11 protein-coding genes and 4 tRNA genes are annotated in these 17812 nt (G+C 66.6%); 8 read left to right on the top strand and 7 right to left on the bottom strand.

The genetic code is table 11. The annotated features are described in order from the left end of the window. Positions 1-8: 8 nt before the first annotated feature. Positions 9-2642 carry a DNA ligase D gene (gene ligD / locus ACQ7JA_RS14990; protein WP_430899049.1) on the bottom strand — a complete coding sequence of 878 codons (2634 nt, stop codon included), beginning with the start codon at positions 2640-2642 and terminating at the stop codon, positions 9-11. A gap of 184 nt (positions 2643-2826) precedes the next feature. Between ligD and ACQ7JA_RS14985 the strand changes: the two genes are divergently transcribed. Next, positions 2827-3177, top strand: a complete 351-nt coding sequence (locus tag ACQ7JA_RS14985; protein ID WP_430899047.1) for a hypothetical protein — start codon at positions 2827-2829, stop codon at positions 3175-3177. 100 nt (positions 3178-3277) lie between these two features. Then, complete coding sequence (locus ACQ7JA_RS14980; RefSeq protein WP_430899045.1) at positions 3278-4222, top strand: D-2-hydroxyacid dehydrogenase; 945 nt, start codon at positions 3278-3280, stop codon at positions 4220-4222. Here the strand turns inward: ACQ7JA_RS14980 and ACQ7JA_RS14975 are convergent. After that, positions 4215-8132, bottom strand: coding sequence for a two-component regulator propeller domain-containing protein (locus ACQ7JA_RS14975; protein WP_430899043.1), 3918 nt, complete (start codon positions 8130-8132; stop codon positions 4215-4217). The genes ACQ7JA_RS14980 and ACQ7JA_RS14975 overlap by 8 nt on opposite strands. A 106-nt stretch (positions 8133-8238) precedes the next feature. Here ACQ7JA_RS14975 and ACQ7JA_RS14970 point away from each other — a divergent pair. The 4 genes from ACQ7JA_RS14970 to ACQ7JA_RS14955 all read left to right on the top strand — a co-directional run bounded on the left by ACQ7JA_RS14970 (position 8239) and on the right by ACQ7JA_RS14955 (position 9275). After that, positions 8239-8315, top strand: a tRNA-Arg gene (locus ACQ7JA_RS14970). Positions 8316-8444: 129 nt separating this feature from the next. Beyond that, a tRNA-Arg gene (locus ACQ7JA_RS14965) sits at positions 8445-8521 on the top strand. Between the two features lie 129 nt (positions 8522-8650). Beyond that, positions 8651-8727, top strand: a tRNA-Arg gene (locus tag ACQ7JA_RS14960). A gap of 92 nt (positions 8728-8819) precedes the next feature. Further along, positions 8820-9275 carry a hypothetical protein gene (locus ACQ7JA_RS14955; RefSeq protein ID WP_430899041.1) on the top strand — a complete coding sequence of 152 codons (456 nt, stop codon included), beginning with the start codon at positions 8820-8822 and terminating at the stop codon, positions 9273-9275. Between the two features lie 65 nt (positions 9276-9340). On the opposite strand, the gene ACQ7JA_RS14950 is transcribed toward ACQ7JA_RS14955, so the two are convergent. After that, positions 9341-10666 carry an ISNCY family transposase gene (locus ACQ7JA_RS14950; protein WP_430899424.1) on the bottom strand — a complete coding sequence of 442 codons (1326 nt, stop codon included), beginning with the start codon at positions 10664-10666 and terminating at the stop codon, positions 9341-9343. Positions 10667-10810: 144 nt separating this feature from the next. On the opposite strand from ACQ7JA_RS14950, the gene ACQ7JA_RS14945 reads away from it, so the two are divergent. Further along, a tRNA-Arg gene (locus ACQ7JA_RS14945) sits at positions 10811-10887 on the top strand. Positions 10888-11427: 540 nt separating this feature from the next. Further along, a complete protein-coding gene (locus ACQ7JA_RS14940) occupies positions 11428-11946 on the top strand; it encodes an FxDxF family PEP-CTERM protein (protein ID WP_430899422.1) in 519 nt (172 codons plus the stop codon). Between the two features lie 71 nt (positions 11947-12017). Here the strand turns inward: ACQ7JA_RS14940 and ACQ7JA_RS14935 are convergent, their stop codons facing one another. The 4 genes from ACQ7JA_RS14935 to ACQ7JA_RS14920 all read right to left on the bottom strand — a co-directional run bounded on the left by ACQ7JA_RS14935 (position 12018) and on the right by ACQ7JA_RS14920 (position 17531). After that, on the bottom strand, positions 12018-12983 hold the full coding sequence (locus tag ACQ7JA_RS14935; RefSeq protein ID WP_430899039.1) for an IS1595 family transposase: 966 nt from the start codon (positions 12981-12983) through the stop codon (positions 12018-12020). Positions 12984-13117: 134 nt separating this feature from the next. Continuing rightward, complete coding sequence (locus tag ACQ7JA_RS14930) at positions 13118-15010, bottom strand: hybrid sensor histidine kinase/response regulator (protein ID WP_430899037.1); 1893 nt, start codon at positions 15008-15010, stop codon at positions 13118-13120. Then, the gene (locus tag ACQ7JA_RS14925) at positions 15010-15603 is read right to left on the bottom strand and encodes a YfiR family protein (protein ID WP_430899036.1); all 594 of its coding nucleotides are present in this window, start codon (positions 15601-15603) and stop codon (positions 15010-15012) included. The genes ACQ7JA_RS14930 and ACQ7JA_RS14925 overlap by 1 nt, the downstream gene beginning before the upstream one ends. A 14-nt stretch (positions 15604-15617) precedes the next feature. Beyond that, complete coding sequence (locus ACQ7JA_RS14920) at positions 15618-17531, bottom strand: TonB-dependent receptor plug domain-containing protein (RefSeq protein ID WP_430899031.1); 1914 nt, start codon at positions 17529-17531, stop codon at positions 15618-15620. Positions 17532-17812 lie beyond the last annotated feature (281 nt).

Here is a 17812-nt window from a genome sequence, read left to right as displayed (position 1 = left end):
TGGCCGTGTCAATCCTCGTAGCCGAGGATTTTCATGGCCTTCGTGATCCCCTTGGCGGCCTTCGCATAGCCGCTCCAGGGATCGTTTCCCTTGTCGAGCCGCGTGTGGACGTTCAACACCGTCCACTGCGCGCTCGATTTCAGCGTCATCAGTTCATCCCACTCGAGCGGCACGGAAATGCCCAGCCCGGGTCGCGCCCTGGCCGCCCAGGCGCAGATCGTGGTCGCGCCGCGCCCGTTGCGCAGGTAGTCGATGAAGATCTTGCCGACCCGGTTCTTCGGCCCGCTCTTGAAGGCGAAGCGGTCCGGCAGGGTTCCCGCCAGGTGGCGCACGATGGCCTGCGAGAAGGCCTTCACGGTATCCCAGCCATACTCGGGTTTCACCGGCACCACCACGTGCAGACCCTTGCCGCCGCTGGTCTTGAGAAAACCGGGCAGTCCCAGCTCGTCGAGGAAGGCGCGCAAGATCTGCGCCGCTTCCTGCATGGCCTTCCATTCCACGCCCTCGCCCGGGTCGAGGTCGAAGACCATGCGGTCCGGCTCCTCGTAGGCTTTGGCGACAGCGTTCTGGGTGTGGATCTCGATGGCATTCCACTGCGCGACTGAAAGAATGCCTGCGACGCTCGCGATCTCGAGCATCGGCGGGTTGCTCGGATCGAGGGCCGCGTCCATCTGCTTCACGCCCGGCAGCTTCTTCGCGTCCGCATGCTTCTGGAACACCAGCTCGGCGCCGATACCCGCCGGTGCGCGCACCAGGGTCACCGGGCGGCGCTTGAGGTGTTCCATCATCAGCTCGCCCACCAGGGCGTAGTAGCGGATCACATCCAGCTTGGTCGCGCCGCTGGAGGGGTCCACCACGCGGTCGGGATTGGTCACGCGCAGGGTCTCGGGCAGATTGCCATGCAGGCCGGCGGGCGGCGGCGAGACCGGTTCGTCGGCCAGCGCGGGTCGCTGTTTCTCCCCCTTGACATCGTCGATGTGGCGCGGCTCTTCGCGCCGGATGCCGCGCGCCGGCTTGTCGTTGCGGAGCCCCTGGAACACCGGGTGGCGCACCGAGCCGGTATTGGTCCATTCCGAGAAGCTCACCTCGGCCACCAGGGTCGGCTTGACCCAGTGGTGCTGGCGGCCCGGCACGGCGCGCGGCGGGAAGGGACTCTCGTCGGTCCGCAGCGCCTCCAGCCGCTCCTTGACGTCCATCAGGGAGGCGTGGTTGAAGCCGGAACCCACGTTGCCGGCGTAGCGCAGCTTGCCCTCGCGGTCGTAGTAGCCGAGCAGCAGCGAGCCGACGCCCTTGCGCGAGCCCTTGGGGTCGGTGAAGCCGCCGATGACGAATTCCTGGCGCAGGCCGCACTTGAGCTTGATCCACTCGGGCGAGCGGCGCGAGACGTAGCGCGAATCGCGGCGCTTGCCGATCACGCCTTCCAGGCCGATGCGGCAGGCGGCGACCAACAGCTCCTCCGGGTTGTCGCCGAATTCGCCGGAGAAGCGCACACGGTCCGACTTCGCCTTCTTGAGGATGGCTTCGAGTGCCGCACGGCGCTCGACCAGGGGCACGTCGCGCAGGTCGTAGCCGCCGCAATAGGGAATGTCGAACAGGAAGTACTGGATGTCGGCCGTGCGCACGCCGTCGAAGGCCAGCTGCAGCAGGCCGAAGTTCGGCTTGCCGTTCTCGTCGTGCACCACGATCTCGCCGTCGTACCAGCCGTCCGGCAGCCCCATGCGCTCGAGTTCCTGCTGCAGGGGCGGGAGCTTGCCGGTCCAGTCGTTGGCGTTGCGGGTGATCAGGCGCACCGCGCCCCCTTCCACGCGGGCCAGCATGCGGTAGCCGTCGAACTTGACCTCGAACACCCATTCGGCAGGGTCGAGCGGGGGCGCGTCGACCAGCGTGGCGAGTTCGGGCGTGAACTCCTCGGGCAGCTCGGCCGGCTTCGCGCCTTCGGGCAGGCCCGGCGTCGTGCTCTTCACCCGCTTCGCCGCCGGCTTCGCCGCGGGCGTGGCTGCGGATTTGGCCGCGCTCTTGCGCGCCGGCTTGCGCGGCGATTCGCCTTGCGCCTCCGCCTTCAGCGCCGCCACCTTGCCGCGCGCCGGCTTCGGCATCGGCAGGTCCTTCACGCTGTCTGGCATCTCGTCCACCACCGAGAACTCCTCGCTCGAGCGCGCGTACCCGTCGTTCTCCTTGATGAGCAGCCACCCTTCCTGCTTCTCGCCCCGGCCCTTCATGCGCACCAGCACCCAGCGCCCGTGCATCTTGTGGCCATGGATCTCGAACTTCAGGTTGCCCTTGCGGTAGCCCTCGTGCGGGTCGCCGATCGGGGTCCAGGTGCCCTTGTCCCAGATGATGACCTTGCCGGCGCCATACTGCTTCGGCGGAATGGTTCCTTCAAAATCGGAATAGGAAATCGGGTGGTCCTCGACGTGCACGGCCATGCGCTTGTCGTGGGTGTCGTAGCTGGGGCCCTTGGGCACGGCCCAGCTCTTCATGGTGCCGTCCAGTTCCAGGCGAAAATCATAGTGCAGGCGCGTGGCCCAGTGTTTCTGGATCACGAAAGTCAGCGCATCGAGTCCGGGCGTGCCTCCCTCAAGGGGCTCGGACGTGATATCGAAATTGCGCTTGGCTTGATAGCGTTTGAGCGCGTCTGGCATGACCCCTCCCGGCTGTGGGTGTGGGAAAAGTCTAGGCCGATCGAGGTGAGCGCGACTGTACGCCAGCTAACCGTCTTGCCGGACTTGTAAGCGAATGTAAATACCGTCAACGCGGCGTTTCGGGCCTTCGTTGATTGCTCAGTAACACGGGATCTCCCATCACCCAACCTGAAGAGGATTCGTCATGCGTAAAATCGTCGCTACCCTGATCGCCGGCCTGTTCGCAACGTCCGTGTTCGCCCAGACCACCGAACCCAAGGCCGAAGCGAAGGCTGGCGAAAAGGTCGCCAAGGCCGACGCCAAGCAGGAGAAAAAAGTTGCCAAGGCCGATGCGAAGGTAGAGAAGGCCACCGCCGAAGCGAAGGAAGACGTGGCCGAAGCCAAGGCCGATGCGGCCAAGGAGAGAGCTTCGGCAATGCCGAACGCGAGCGCGAAAGCCAGGAAGGACGCCGCCGAGAAGAAGGCCGAAGCCAAGGCCGACAAGGCGGAAGCGAAAGCCGACCTCCAGACCACGGCCGCCAGCACCCACAAATAAGACGCCGCCCAGGCCCCCATATCCCAAAAAGACAGGGCTCGCCCTGTCTTTTTCTTTGGCGTCTACAATGCAATGGTTTCAATCTCCCATCCGAGCCGCCATGCACAAGATCGTCTTCCTCGACCGCGACAGCCTGCAGGCCCGCCTGCGCGACCTGCCCTTCCCGCACGATTGGGTGAACTATGCCGGCACCCGCGAGGACGAGGTAGTCGAGCGCCTCCAGGGCGCCACGGTCGCCGTCAGCAACAAGGTGCCGCTGCGCGCCGGCGTCATCGAGAAGCTGCCCGACCTCAAAATGGTGGCGATCGCCGCGACCGGCACCGACAACGTCGACCTGGAGGCCTGCCGCGCCCGCGGCATCGTGGTCTCGAACATCCGCGACTACTCCGTGGTTTCGGTCCCCGAACACAGCTTCGCCCTGATCCTCGCGCTGCGCCGCAACCTGCGCGCCTATATGCGGGACGTCGAGGCCGGCCGCTGGGAACAGTCCAGCCGCTTCTGCCTGCTCGACCATCCGATCGGCGACCTGGCGGGAAGCCGCCTTGGCGTCGTCGGCTACGGCGCGCTGGGCCGCAAGGTGGCCCAGCTCGGGCGCGCCTTCGGCATGGAGGTGGTGGCGAGCACCCGCTCGCCGCTCCAGGATGCGGACGTCACCCGCCTGCCGCTCGAGGACCTGCTGGCCACATCCGACGTGGTCAGCCTGCACCTGCCCTTGACGGCGGAAACCCGCCACATGCTGGGCGCGCGCGAGCTGGGCCTGATGAAGCCCGGCGCCATCCTCGTCAACACCGCGCGCGGCGGCCTGGTGGACGAGGCGGCCCTGGCCGCGGTGCTGGAAACCGGCGCGATCGCGGCAGGCTTCGACGTGCTCAGCAAGGAGCCGCCCCTGCCCGACAATCCGCTGCTGCGCCTGCACCTGCCGAACTTCATCCTGACCCCGCACGTGGCCTGGGCCAGCGGCGGGGCGATGCAGACCCTGGCCGACATGCTGGTCGATAATATCGAGGCCTGGGTTGCGGGGCAGCCGCGCAACATCGTCACGTAAGGTGGTCGGCGGGCCTGGCCTCGATCGCCTGCGCCTCCGGCGCGCGCAGCGGCAGTTCCAGGATGAAGGCCGTCCCGTGTCCCGCTTCGCTGTCGACCCGCACCGTCCCGCCCAGCAGCGTGGTCACGATGTTCCAGCTGATGTTCAGGCCCAGGCCGGTGCCGCCCTGCCCCATGCGGGTGGTGAAGAAGGGGTCGAAGATGCGCGCCTGGTGCTCCTGGGGGATGCCGCGGCCGTCGTCGCGGAACACGATGCGCACCGTGCCGCCGTCCTGCAGCGCCGCTTCCAGCAGCATGCAGCCGCCCGGCGCCTCGAAGGCGTGCAGCAGCGCGTTGTTGACGAAGTTGATCACCACCTGCCCGAAGGGACCGGGGAAGCTGTCCATCACGATCCCGGCCGGCACCGCCAGCTCGAGCCGGTGGCCGGCCAGGCGCACCGTGTTCATCATGGTTGCCGCGATTTCCTGGCAGGCCTGGGCCAGGTCGAAGCGGCGGCGCTGGGCGCTGGCCTGGTCGACCGAGACCTGGCGGAAGCTGTTCACCAGTTCCGCGGCGTTGTGCAGGCTGCGCTGGATCAGGCCGGTCGCCTCGCGCGCGGCCGCCATGTAGTCGGCCAGCTCGGAGCGGCGCAGGTTGGATGCGTCGAAACGCGCGACAACCTCGCCCGTCCTTTCCTGCAGGGTGCTGGCCATCAGGAGGCTGTTGCCGATCGGGGTATTCAGCTCGTGCGCCACGCCCGCCACCAGCGAGCCGAGGGAAGCCAGTTTTTCCTGGGCCGCGAGCTGGGCCTGGGTGTCCTTCAGCTGGCGGTAGGCCGCCGCATTGTCGATCGCCACGCCGACGTAGGCCGCCAGGGTCTCCAGCATGTCGAGGTGGACCTGGCCGTAGGCCTGCTGCACCCGGCTCTGCACCGTGAGCGCGCCCAGCACCCGCTCGCCCACCACCACCGGCACCAGCAGCAGCGAACGCGGATGCATCCTGGCGCGCGCCGCGCAGGGCAGCGCGGTATCCAGGGCGCTGGAGGACTGCACCGCCAGCTGCGCCGGCAGGGTGCGGGCCAGGTCTTGCTCCCGCACTTCGCGGCCATGCACGATCGACCAGGACGCCAGGTGCGCGCGCGGGTCTTCCGGCACCTCGAACGCCTCCACCCGTTCGCCGTCGACCACCGCGTGGACGTACTCCACCGTGCCGTGCTCGGGGCGGCGCAGCACCACGGCGAACAGGCTCGCGTCCATCAGCGCGCGCACGTGCTCGTACAGGGTGCGCATGATCGCATCCTTGTCCAGGTTGGCGGTGAGCGCGCGTCCGATGTCGGACAGCAGCGCGATATTGCGGTGGGCCTGCTCGACCACTTCCTTCTGGTCCTCGACTTCCTGCTTGCGCCGCTCGGCCGATTCCTTCTGGCGCCGCAATTCGTCGGTGCGCACGCCGACCTCGCGTTCGAGCAGGTCCTTCTGGCCCACCAGCGCGCGGATGCGCAGCCGGTAGCCGGCCGTGAACAGGGTCGCAAGGAGCAGCAGCGCAAGCAGGCGGAACCACCAGGTCTTCCAGAACGGCGGTGCGATCGTGATGCGCAGGGTGGCCGCGTCAGGACTCCAGACGCCATCCTTGTTGGCGGCCCGCACCCGGAACACATAGGGACCCGGGTCGAGATTCGTATAGGTGGCGAAGCGGCGCCGCGCGTCGGCCTCGACCCAGCCGGTGTCGAAACCCTCGAGCTGGTAGGCATAGCGGTTGGATTCCGGGTCGGCGTAATGCAGGGCGGCGAATTCGAGGGTGAACACGGCGTCCTTGTAGGTCAGCGCGAGTTCCGGCCTGTCGTGGATGTCGGGGATGCCGCGCGAGCGGTTCAGCACCAGGAAATCGGTGATCGCGACCTTCGGCGCGAAGGGGTTGTCGCGCACCGCGTCCGGCTCGAAGGAGGTCATGCCGTTGACCCCGCCGAAATAGAACTGGCCGTCGGCCGCGCGCAGGCCGGCGCCGACGAAGTAGGCGCCGTCCACCAGGCCGTCCTTGGCGCTGTAGTTCTTGGCCTGGCCGGTGACCGGGTCGAGCCGGGTGATGCCGGCCGTGGTGCTGGCCCACAGGATGCCGTGGCCGTCTTCCAGCACGGCGCCGATCGCCAGCGCTTCGCGTGCGCGCGTGAAGGGATAGAAGCGGAAGCGCACGCCCGCGGGCCCCTGTTCCATGCGATGCAGGCCGCCGGCGGTGCCGACCCAGAGCTCCCCGCGCGCCGACTCCATCAGGTAATAGATGCGGCTGTGGCGCAGGCCGTTCGGATCGCGCGGTTCGTGGCGGTAGCGCGAGAAACGTCCGCTTGCGGGATCGTAGCGTTCCAGGCCGTTCTCGGTGCCGATCCAGACGATGCCGCGCCGGTCTTCCAGAACGGTGAAGCCATAGTTCTCGCCCAGGGTCGCGGAGTCGTCCGGGTCGTGGCGCCAGGTGCGCACGGTGTTCGCACCCGGCGCAAGCGCCGCCAGGCCGCCGCGCGTGGCGATCCACAAGGTGCCGCTGCGGCCCGCATGCAGCGCCTGCACGTAGTTCGCGCCGGCGGAGGCTCCCAGGTTGAGGGCGCCGAACGTTCCCGCGCCGTCGCGCCACAGCAGGCCCGTGGGCGTGCCGATCCAGGTACGGCCGCGCGCCACCGCCAGGGCCGTCACCAGGTCGCCGGGGCCGTTGCCTTCGCCGAACCGCTCGATCCGTCCGCCCGGGCGCTCCATGCGCAGCAGGCCGTCGCCGGTGGTCCCGATCCACAGGCTGCCGCCCGGATCCTCGACGATGGCGCGCACCTTGGCCCGGCCCAGGCCTTCGGCGCCGCCATAGCGCACGAAGCCGCCGCTGGCGAGATCGGTGCGGCTCACGCCGCCGTACTGGGTGCCGGCCCACAGGGTCCCGGTACGGTCCACCAGCATGGCGCTGACCTGGTTGTCGGCCAGCGAGTGTTGGTCGGAAGGGTCGTTGCGGTAGGTGAGAAAACGCCCGGTGGCCGGGTCCAGCCATTTCAGGCCCTCCATGTCGGTGCCGACCCACAGCGTGCCGCCGCCATCGTGGTAAAGCGAGAGCACGCGCATGTCGCCGATGCCCTCGGGTTCGCCCAGGCGGCGGCGCTCGGGCACGCCCTGGCCGAGGCGCCAGGCTTCGAGGCCGGCGGCGCTGCCGATCCAGAGCGTGTCGCGCGGCCCCATCGACAGGGAGAGCACGGTATTGCGCTGCGGGTCGTGGGCGTGGACCACGTGGTGCTCGAAGCGTTCGGAGCCCGGCGCCAGGCGATCGAGGCCGGCGCCGGTGCCGATCCACAGATTGCCCTTGCCGTCGAGCGCAAGGGCATTGACGCGGTCGTCGCCCAGGCTGTGCGGGTCCGCCGGATCGTGGCGGTAGGTGCGTACCCGGCCGGTGTCGGGGTCGACGTGCAGCAGGCCGTCGCCGGTGGCCAGCCACAAGCCGCCGCCCTTCGCGGGCACGATGGCGAACACGCTGCGGTTGCCGGCACGGCGCGTGGCCTCGTCCTGCGCCGCATAGCGCACGAACTTGCCGGTGGCGCCGTCGTAGCGGGCCAGGCCTCCCTTGGTGCCGAACCACAGGCGGCCCTTGCCGTCTTCGTGGGCGGCCATGACGTAGTTGTCGGGGAGGCTGTCGGGGTTGTCCGGGTCGTTGCGCCAGCTGGTGATGCGGTAGCCGTCGAAGCGGTTCAGGCCGGCCTGGGTGCCGAACCACATGAAGCCGCGCCGGTCCTGCAGGATGGTCAGCACCGACTGCTGCGACAGGCCCTGCTCTACCGACAGGCGTTCGAAGCGCAGGGTGCGCGGCGCGGCTTGGAGGGCGCTCGTGCAGACCATGAGCAAGAGCAGCGCCGCCAGCATCCGCAGTGCTGCGGCCGGGGCACGCGTTATTCCCGTGAGCGAGGCAACCATACGCTTTCCAAACGTTCGACCCGGTTAATCTACCAGACCTTGTTTGCCTGTGGAAAAATTTGAGGCTTACGGAAATGAAATTACGCTGCTATAATGCGTGCCTCGGGCGGCTGTAGCTCAGCTGGATAGAGTACTTGGCTACGAACCAAGGGGTCGTGGGTTCGATTCCTGCCAGCCGCGCCAGAATATGAGGGACCAGATTGCAAGATCTGGTCCCTTTTTTCATTGTGCGCCACGACGGGTGATCCGACATGGCGAAGCGACGATGAGGCTTTGCCAACAGGCGAACGCCTGCTATAATGCGTGCCTCGGGCGGCTGTAGCTCAGCTGGATAGAGTACTTGGCTACGAACCAAGGGGTCGTGGGTTCGATTCCTGCCAGCCGCGCCAGAATATGAGGGGCCAGATTGCAAGATCTGGTCCCTTTTTTCATTGTGCGCCACGCGGGGCATTCCGGCATGGCAAAGCAACAATGAGGCTTTGCCAAGGGGCGATCGCCTGCTATAATGCGTGCATCGGGCGGCTGTAGCTCAGCTGGATAGAGTACTTGGCTACGAACCAAGGGGTCGTGGGTTCGATTCCTGCCAGCCGCGCCAGAATATGAGGGACCAGATTGAAAGATCTGGTCCCTTTTTTCGTTGCGCGCGCGTGAGATTCCGCGCATCTTCCCGGACGACGCTCTGCTAGCATGGCTCCCATCGTCCTTGCCAAGGAGCAGGCTGCAATGAAACGGACCGCCGCATTCCTCACTACCTTCCTCGTCAGCGCGAGCGCATCGGCCTGTCCGGTGTCGAAGGCGCTGGTTGAACGCTACGGCATCAGCGATGGCGGCTTCCTGTCGCCGCCTCCCCTCGCGACATCCGGGCCAGTCCCATCCCTGTTCCGGATCGCACTGCCGACGTCGATCCTGGTCAGCGACGGGTTTGCGCACACCTTGTTCATCGACCGCCAGGCAAACCGGGCGTGGATCCGTCGCACCGGCGGCGTGTCCGGCGTGGAGGAATGGTACGGGCCGGTGGACGTCCAGGCCGATTCCCTCGAAGGATGCGAGGACGGCTCGCGGGCGCGCAAGGAGCAGATGCTGGTCGTGATGAAGGACGGGGGCGAAGCGGCCGGGCGCCGCCGGCAGCCGGAAACACCGTAGGGCTGTCTACGCTAAATAGAAATGTCCCCTGCTCCGCAAAGTAGAAATGTCCCCTGGGGGCGCATTCAGGGAGTAGCAACCAAGAGCAGGTGAGCCTTGGTCTGCACGAATTCGGCGCGTGGCGGGGTCGTGCCCGGAGCATTGGACATTTTCTTTTTCCACGGATGCCCGATTGGTTGTGGCGGGGTACGTCGGCTCAGTGCCCTGTCGACCTTGCTGTTGACGTCCTTACCATCGACGGCCACCTGCTGCCTGACCGCCTTGCTGCTGAGGGTATGCGGTAGCACGCGCCCCTGCCAGAGCACTTCTGTCGCGCTGGCCGGATGCGTGACGATGGTAACGTCGGCGCCGCGCAAGGCCAGGCCACGGTCGGCGGGCTGGATTTGGTACAGCAAGCCTTCCAGCTGGCAGCTCAGGTTGCTCGACAGGCGGCGCGGGGTATGGACGGACAGGATTCGGCGCAAGGCCGCGTGCGTGCCGGTGTAAGGCACGTGGGCATCGGTAGGCAAGCTTGGCATGACGGCGAAACGGCGATTGAGCGCTCGCATGAACTGTGGCAGCCAGGCATTGGCCGCCTCTTGGCTGCTAATGCCCTGCAAACGCATTTCCTTGACCAAGCGGTCCTGCAGCGTCTGGTTTGCCCGCTCGACCCTCCCTTTGGCCTGCGGGCTGTTGGCCTGGATGCCTTCGATGCCAAGCTGCTCCAGGGCGCGCGCAAACTGGGTCTGGGCATGGCTGGCATCCTGGCGATCGCCCCGGTTGACCTGGAAGATGCTGTGGCGGTCGCTGTAGATGGCCGCCGGCAAGCCATGCTCCAGAATGTACTGTTCCAACAACCCCATGTAGCCAAAGGTCGTTTCAGCGTCGACAAAGCGCAGCGCCAACAGTTCGCTCGTGGCGTCGTCGATAAACACGAGCAGGCTGCAGCGTGGCGCCCGGCCCTCGAACCAGTCGTGCGGAGAGCCATCGATCTGGATCAGCTCTCCCCGTCGGGCCCGGCGCTCGCGCATTGCATGGGTGCGGATTCCAGCGCCACGCCGGGCCTTCCACAAACCGGCACGCAGCATCGCCTGGCGTACCGTTTCAACCGACAGCTTGATTTCATGCAGCTCATCGAGCTTCTCGCAGGCGAGCGTCGGGCCAAAGTCGGCGTAGTGCGCTCCGATCAGGGCAATCGCCTTGGCCAGAACATCTGGTGGCGTGCGCCGGTTCGATGGCCGCCCGCGCTTCTTGCTCAGCAGACCTTCCGCACCTTCGTCCTGCAGGCGCCGTTTCAGACGCTTGACCTGCCGGACACTGATCCCCAGCCTTGCCGCAGCGCTGGCCTGATCCAATTTACCCTCTACTACCTGCGCCATCACCTGGCTACGCAGCACATCCTTGGCCGTCATCTTGATCACTATCCCATCCTCCCCTCGAACGCATCCTAGGGGACATCTCTACTTAGCGGAGAGGGGACATTACTACTTAGCGCTAATAGGAAACACCGTAGGGCTTTGCCAATTTCGAAGGTACTGGTATAATGCGTGCCTCGGGCGGCTGTAGCTCAGCTGGATAGAGTACTTGGCTACGAACCAAGGGGTCGTGGGTTCGATTCCTGCCAGCCGCGCCAACTTTTCAAGAAAATGGCTCAGAAGCGATTCTGGGCCATTTTTCTTTTCTGCCATCCACCAGTGGGGATCACCTCGGCAGTTTCCTACCTCACGTGGCGAATCACGCGTGAGAACCACCTCGTGTACGCGGAAACCGCTGCTTTCGCGCTTCAAGCAACTCAGCAAAAGCGTGCATCTCTCATCCATATCGCGTCTTCGTTATTTAAACCGGCCTTAATTTGCGCGACCTCTGCGCCGGAATGGCCCTCCTCTTTTCGTAGGACTGTGCTGACGTATTTTGAGCAAGCCCAGCAATCTTTTCTGCTCATCAACCTCAAAATGCTGGGTTCTCCTATGAAGAACGCGGCTTTAGCATGTCCAATCGGAAATATCTTGATTGTTGGAATGAATGCCACCTATTGACTGTCCAATCAGACTTCCGCGTGCTTTTCCATGCTCTTTTGATAGCATGAAGTTCCCCGATACTTGAAACCCAGGCTGCAGGACGCGGCTGATTCTATGCGAGGAAAGAAATGAAAAAATCTCTGATTGCTGCAATTGTGTTGGCTTCCGCTTCGTTCGGTTCGTCGGCTGTCATGGCCCAGGACGTCATCGGCGATACCCCACAGGCACTGAACCTGATCGATAACAGCGCCTTCTTCGGTGACACCTTCGCCGCTGACAACGAAGGCAACACCTTCGCCGACCAGTTCACCTTCACCATCGACGGTGACATCGGCATGAACCTGAATGCGATCATCTCGTCGATCAGCGGCAGCGCCGACACCGGCCTCGACATCACAGGCCTGGCCCTGTATGGCGAAGACGACGTCCTGATCTCCAACGGTACCTCGATGATGAGCGGCGAAATGGACGTCTGGAGCATCTCGGCCGACAACCTCGCTGCAGGTAACTACTACCTGCAAGTCAGCGGCACCCTGGTGTCGGATGCTGGCGCATCGTTCGGCGGCGCCATGATGCTGGCTCCGGTTCCGGAACCGGAAACCTACGGCATGATGCTGGGCGGCCTCGGCGTCCTGGGCTTCCTGGCACGTCGCCGCAAGGCCAAGCAAGCCTAAGCCTCGCCCGGACCTTTGGGTAATCGACGGAAGCGCGCAAGCGCTTCCGTTTTTTTTGGCGCTGTCACCGTTCAGTGTGGGCTCGCCGTGCTGAAACCACCAAGCGCCACACATAACAGCCGCTCGGCCGTCTTGATGCGCCGACCGTCGAGCGCCCACTGCCAGCCAAGATAGTTCGGCAGATATCGTGACGCCACGCCATTGAACTGCGCCAGCCACTGACGGAAACGGCGGTGATAGGCGTTCACGTTCTGCACGTGTATGGCGCCACGCACTCTTTCTCCGCTACTGACGTTCACCGCTTCGTGCGATATGCCAGCTTCCAGGGCAAATGTTCTGTAGGCAGGGTGGGCGTCCGTGACCAGCAACACGTCGCGGTCGAGCACCGGCAGCAGGTGCCGGCGCAGCTGGGCCACGGTCACCTTGCCGCGTCCGGTCACGCAGTCAATTGTTCCGCCAGTCCGATCGCGGGCCACCAGGATGCAGACGTGCTCGCGGCTGATGCCGCGGCGTTTGGCGACGCCGCCCCGTTTGCGAGGCGCTCGCCTGAGCTTGCGCGATCCCTTCTGCGACTCGAGCAGGAACATTTCGTCGGCTTCGGATATCCCGGCCAGCGAATCGGGCCGATCGTGTTTCACCAGGTGGAGGAAGCGATGGCGCCAGCGAAAGCTGGTGTTGCGATGCACGCCGACCGCGTCGGCCGCCGCACGCACGGTGCGGCTGTCGAGCATGTTGCCCAGGTACTCCAGCCACTTGGCACGGTGGCGCAGCCTGGCCAGCGGGGTTCCGCTGAGCGCGTTGAAGGTGCGCCCGCAGCCGCAACAGCGGTAGCGCTGAATGCCGCGGTCGCTTCCGTGACGGTGGCTGTGCCGGTGGCCACAGGCTGGACAGCAAGGCGCCGGCCGCGCTCCGTCGATGGCTGCACAAACCCGGTCGAGTCCGATTGCCGGGCCCAGTAGCGCAAGCAATTGCTCGCGCTGGCGCCGGTCGAGATGCCTGACGCGCGCCAGCCACCTCCTGAAGCCCGCCGCCTGCATTACTGCCTCCGTTATCGACCGAGATGGCAGTCAGACAGCGAAGCAGCTCGACAGTTCAACCTGGCCCAACAGCCAACGGTGACAGCGCTTTTTTTTTGGCGCTGCACGCCCGGCTCGGGCCCACCCAGCCCGCCTCAGGTACGCAACTTCTTGATAATGCTGCGATTCCCCAGAATCTCCTCGATCTGCTCGAAGCGCACCGGCTTGACCATGTGATGGTCGAAGCCGGCCTCGAAAGCCAGCTGCCGGTCCTTCTCCTGCCCCCAGCCCGTCACCGCGATCAGCACCGTCATGGTCCCGGCCGGCAGGTTGCGGATGCCGCGCGCCAGGTCGTAGCCCGACATGTGCGGCAGCCCGATGTCGAGGAAGGCATAGTCCGGACAGAAGCGCGCCGCCGCGGCCAGCGCGTCCGGGCCATTGTGGGTGATCACCACGCTGTGCCCCATGGCGGTGAGCAGCGCGCCGATGCTGTTGACGAAGTCGACGTTGTCGTCGGCCAGCAGGATGCGGTAGCTCTCGGTGCTGATGAAGGCGGCCGGCGTCGGCTTGGTGAGCGGCTCCGGATCGACCACGATCGGCAGGCGCACGACAAAACGGCTGCCCTGCCCCAGCCCTTCGCTGAAGGCCTGGATGGTCCCACCATGCAGCTCGACGAGTTTGCGCGCCAGCGACAGCCCGACGCCCAGGCCCGCGTTGCTGCGCTCCAGGGTCGAGTCGACCTGCACGAACATCTCGAACACCGAATCGAGCATGTCCGGCGCCAGGCCGATGCCGGTGTCCGCCACTTCCAGCACCAGGGTCTTGTCCTCCACGCCGGCGCTCAGGGTCACGCGCCCGCCGCGGTTGGTGTACTTGGCCGCATTGTTCAGGAGGTTCGACAGGACCTGGGCCAGGCGCGTGGCATCGCCGTGCAGGAACACCGGGCGGTCCGGCAGGTCGATGACCAGCTCGTGCCCGTGCAGCTCGATATAAGAGCGCACCACCTCGAGGGCGTCGTTGACCACCGCCTTCAGTTCCACGCGCCCCATCTTGATGGTGAACTTGCCGGTATTGATGCGCGAGACGTCCAGCAGGTCGTCCACCAGGCGCACCATCTGGCGCAGCTGGCGTTCCATGATGTCGGTGGCGCGCTGGGTCGCCTGGGCGTCGCCGCTGCGGATGCGCAGGATATCGAGGCCGGTCCGGATCGGCGCGAGCGGATTACGCAGTTCGTGGGCCAGCGTCGCGAGGAACTCGTCTTTCCTGCGGTCGGCCACGATCAGGGCCTGCTCGGCGCGCTCGCGCACCGTCATCTCGTGCTCCAGCGTGCGGTTGGCCGCCTGCAGGGCATCCGAGCGGCGGCCGATCTCGGCCAGCATGTCGTTGAAGGCCTCGACCAGCACGCCGATCTCGCCCTTCTCCCGGCCCGGCACCCGCAAGGTGAAGTCGCGCCGCAGCATCACCTGGCGCGCCACCTGGGTGACGGCCTGCAGCGGACGGGTGATCGAGGCCTGCAGGCGCGAAGCCACCAGGGCCGCGATCACCAGGGCGCCCAGCATCACGCCGCCCAGGATGGCGCCGTAGCTCAGCACCCGGTCGAACAGGCCGTAGCGCGAGCGCAGGTAGACGGTGCCGAGCGGCTCGCCGTTTTCCACGATGGGACGGAACACGACCAGTTCGCCGCGCTCGATTCGGTGGCCGGCCGCTTCCGGACGCTGCGGGAAGCCGGCAGCGCTGCCGTCGCGCGACCAGGTCGCGAAGCGCTGGCCGCTATTGGTATAGATGGCGCCGGCCATGATCTGCGGGCGCACCCGCAGCACGGCGAGGTTGCGGGCGGCGCTGTCGCTGTCGTTGAACGAGACCGCCGGGGCGGCGACGTCGGCGATGATGTCGGCCTGGGTGGCGAGGTCGTCGATCCAGACCCGCTGGGCCGAGCGGGCGTCCACCACCAGCATGGCGACAAAGGCGGTGAGCAGCGCCACGATGGTGGTCGCCACGGCCATGAGAATCAGTTTGCTGCGCACGGAGCCGGTATCGTGGGTGCTCATCACGACCCTCCCTTCTGGACCCGGTTCGCGACGGTCAGGAGGCGCGAACTGAGTTTGACGTTCTTGCGATCCGCGGCGTCGAGCGACACGTCGAAGCGCACGCGTTCGTCGATGATGCGGAAGTTGATCACGCTGCCCTGGCGCAGCCCGCCTTCGCACTCGGTGACGGTCAGGAAGGCGTTTGCCGCGGCGCGCAGCATTCGGGTGCAGCGCTCGCCGTCGCCGCCTGCCACGAACAGCAGGTGCGCGGGCGGCGGCGCTTCGTTGTCGGCCACCCGCCGCACCACGATCGGCCGTCCAGCCACGACGCGCCCGGCCGTGATGCGGGACAGTTCGGCCACCATCTCGTCCGAGCCGGCCACGGCGATGAGCAGGGGCGCGCCCGGCTCGGTGAAGGCATTCGGAGGAAACTCCGCGTAGCCGAGGAATTTGTACAGGAAGGCGGCCTTGACCCGCCGCTCCAGCGCCGGCGCATCCGGCGCCGCGCCGAAAGCCGTCGCGGGCGCCATGGATCCCGCAGCCGCCAGCAGGAGCGGCAGCGCAAGCGTCCGGCAAGCCAGGCGGCGCTTTCGGTCGGGAGGAATGTTCGTCATGTATTGTTTATCGATCAGAAACGCAGCGAAGCGCTGGCGAACACACTGCGCTCGGCCAGTTGGCGCATGCCCGCCGTCCCGAATTCGGGATGGCGCGCATGCAGCAGATTACGGCCCGCCAGGGCCAGTTCCAGCTCGGGTCCCGCCTGCCAGGCCAGCCTGGCGTCCAGCTCATGATAGCCCGGCACGGCCGGCTGCGGCAGGCGCGCGACGCGCCGCAGCAGAAAATCGGCGGTGAGGCCGGGCAGGATGTCGTGCGCTGAACGCAGGTTCCAGAAATGGCGCGGGTCGTTGGTCGCCAGGCCGGTGCGGGCCGAGGCGTCCAGGCTCGAGGAAGCAACGCCGGTGTCGATGTCCTGCCAGACGCCCCCCGCCAGCAGGCGCCAGCCGCGCGCCGCCTGCCAGCTGCCCCACAGCTCGATCCCGCGCGCCCGGCCGTGGCCGAGGTTGCGGAAGGTCGCCGGGCCGCCCGCCTGCGGCTCCAGGGTGCGCAGCCGCGCATAGTCGCTATAAAACAGGGTCGCCGACCAGGACAGCGCGGGGGTCGGCTGGGCGCGCCAGCCGAGTTCGAACACCTTCGCCGTCTCCGAATCCATCTCCGGGCTTTCCACGACCAGGTAGCGCTCGCCGTGCGAGGCCGGATCGGCCAGCCGCAGATCGCGGTCGATGCGGGCCGGAGCGCGCACCGTGCGCGATGCGGCCGCCCACAGCATGGCGCCGGGCGCCGCCTCCCAGGCCAGGCGCAGGTTCGGGAGGACTTCGGTGCCGGTGTAGTCGTTGAGCTCCAGGCGCAGGCCGGCCGTCGCGCGCAGCCGGGGCGCGAGCGTCACCTCGTCCTGGGCGAACAGGTTGGTCCAGCGCAGCGTGCGCCGGTTCGGCGCGAACTGCAGCACCGGGCCGTTCCGGAAGCGGTCGCGCCCGTGGCGGTAGCCGCCGCCCCAGGTCAGGGCGTGGCCTTCGCCCAGGGGTGTGGCGAACTGGGCCTCCAGCTCGGCAGTATCGAGGTGGTGCCGGCCGACGCCGAACTGGTCGCGCCGCGACTGGTCGAACCAGGCTTGCAGCCGCAACGCCGTGTCCTCGCCGAGGCGGCTGTCGTAGCGCGCGCCCAGGTTGCCGCCCGAGAAATCCACGCGCGACTCGCTGCGCGATGCACGCAGGGCGCCCTGGTAGACGTCGCCGCTGAGGGTCAGAGACCGGTCGTCCACGCCCCAGTCGAGCCGGAAACCGGCCTGGCGCCTGGCGGTGCTGCCGTTGCCGGTGGCGAAGCCGTCCGCGGCCGGGGCGTCGGCATGGTCGCGCTTGGCCCAGGCCCGCACCCAGGCGCCAGTGCCCAGGCGGCTGCCGTAGCGCGCCACGACACCGTTTTCGCGCTTGCCCCCGTAACCCTGGACCAGGCCGCCCTGGGTGTCGGCGGCGCTCCTGGTGATGATGTTGATGACGCCGTTGACGGCATTGGTGCCCCAGATCGTGCCGCCCGGGCCGCTGCTCACCTCGATGCGTTCGACGTCCGCCAGGGCGAGGTCGAGCGACTCCCAGAACACCCCCGAGAACAGCGGCGAATACACGCTGCGGCCGTCGACCAGCACCAGCAGCTTGTTTGCCAGCTGCGAGGAGAAACCGCGCGCGCTGATCGCGTATTCGCGGCCACCGGCCAGCGCCACCTGCAGGTTGGGCGCCAGGCGCAGGGCTTCCGGGAGGGAGGTGGCGCCCGAACGGGCGATGTCGGCGCCGCTGATCACGTACAGCGAGGCCGGGGCGCTGGCCAGCCTGCCGGGCTGGCGCGACACCGAGGTGACCACGATGCTGGACAGCTGCTCCAGGGAATAGTCCGCCAGCGGCAATGCTTCCTGGGCGCCAGCCTGCCCGTGCGCTTCGTGCGACAGGAACAGGGCCGCACAAGCGCAGGCGAACAGGGAAGGTTTTAACATAGTTGCCATCGTAGAACATTTTCTACCTTGCACCAAGCGTGCGCAGGGGGAGAGCGCAGTGCGTCGCGCCGATGCGACGTACCGCTTGACAAATGAAACTTATCAATATTCCTGATGGCGGTCATTACAAATATAAATTGGACGTATTTTCCGCGATGCAGCATCATGCTCCCTGTCTCCTCTATTCTCCTCCAAGGAAATAGATTCAGCCCGCTTCTCCGGAAGCGGGCTTTTTTTTGACCCGGCAACGGGCGGCGGCGCCACCCAACCCCGCACGGGAG

Origin of the sequence: Massilia sp. BKSP1R2A-1 (assembly GCF_050586525.1) — a bacterium.
GTDB lineage: Bacteria > Pseudomonadota > Gammaproteobacteria > Burkholderiales > Burkholderiaceae_D > Telluria.
This window is presented reverse-complemented; position numbering and strand designations above follow the sequence as displayed.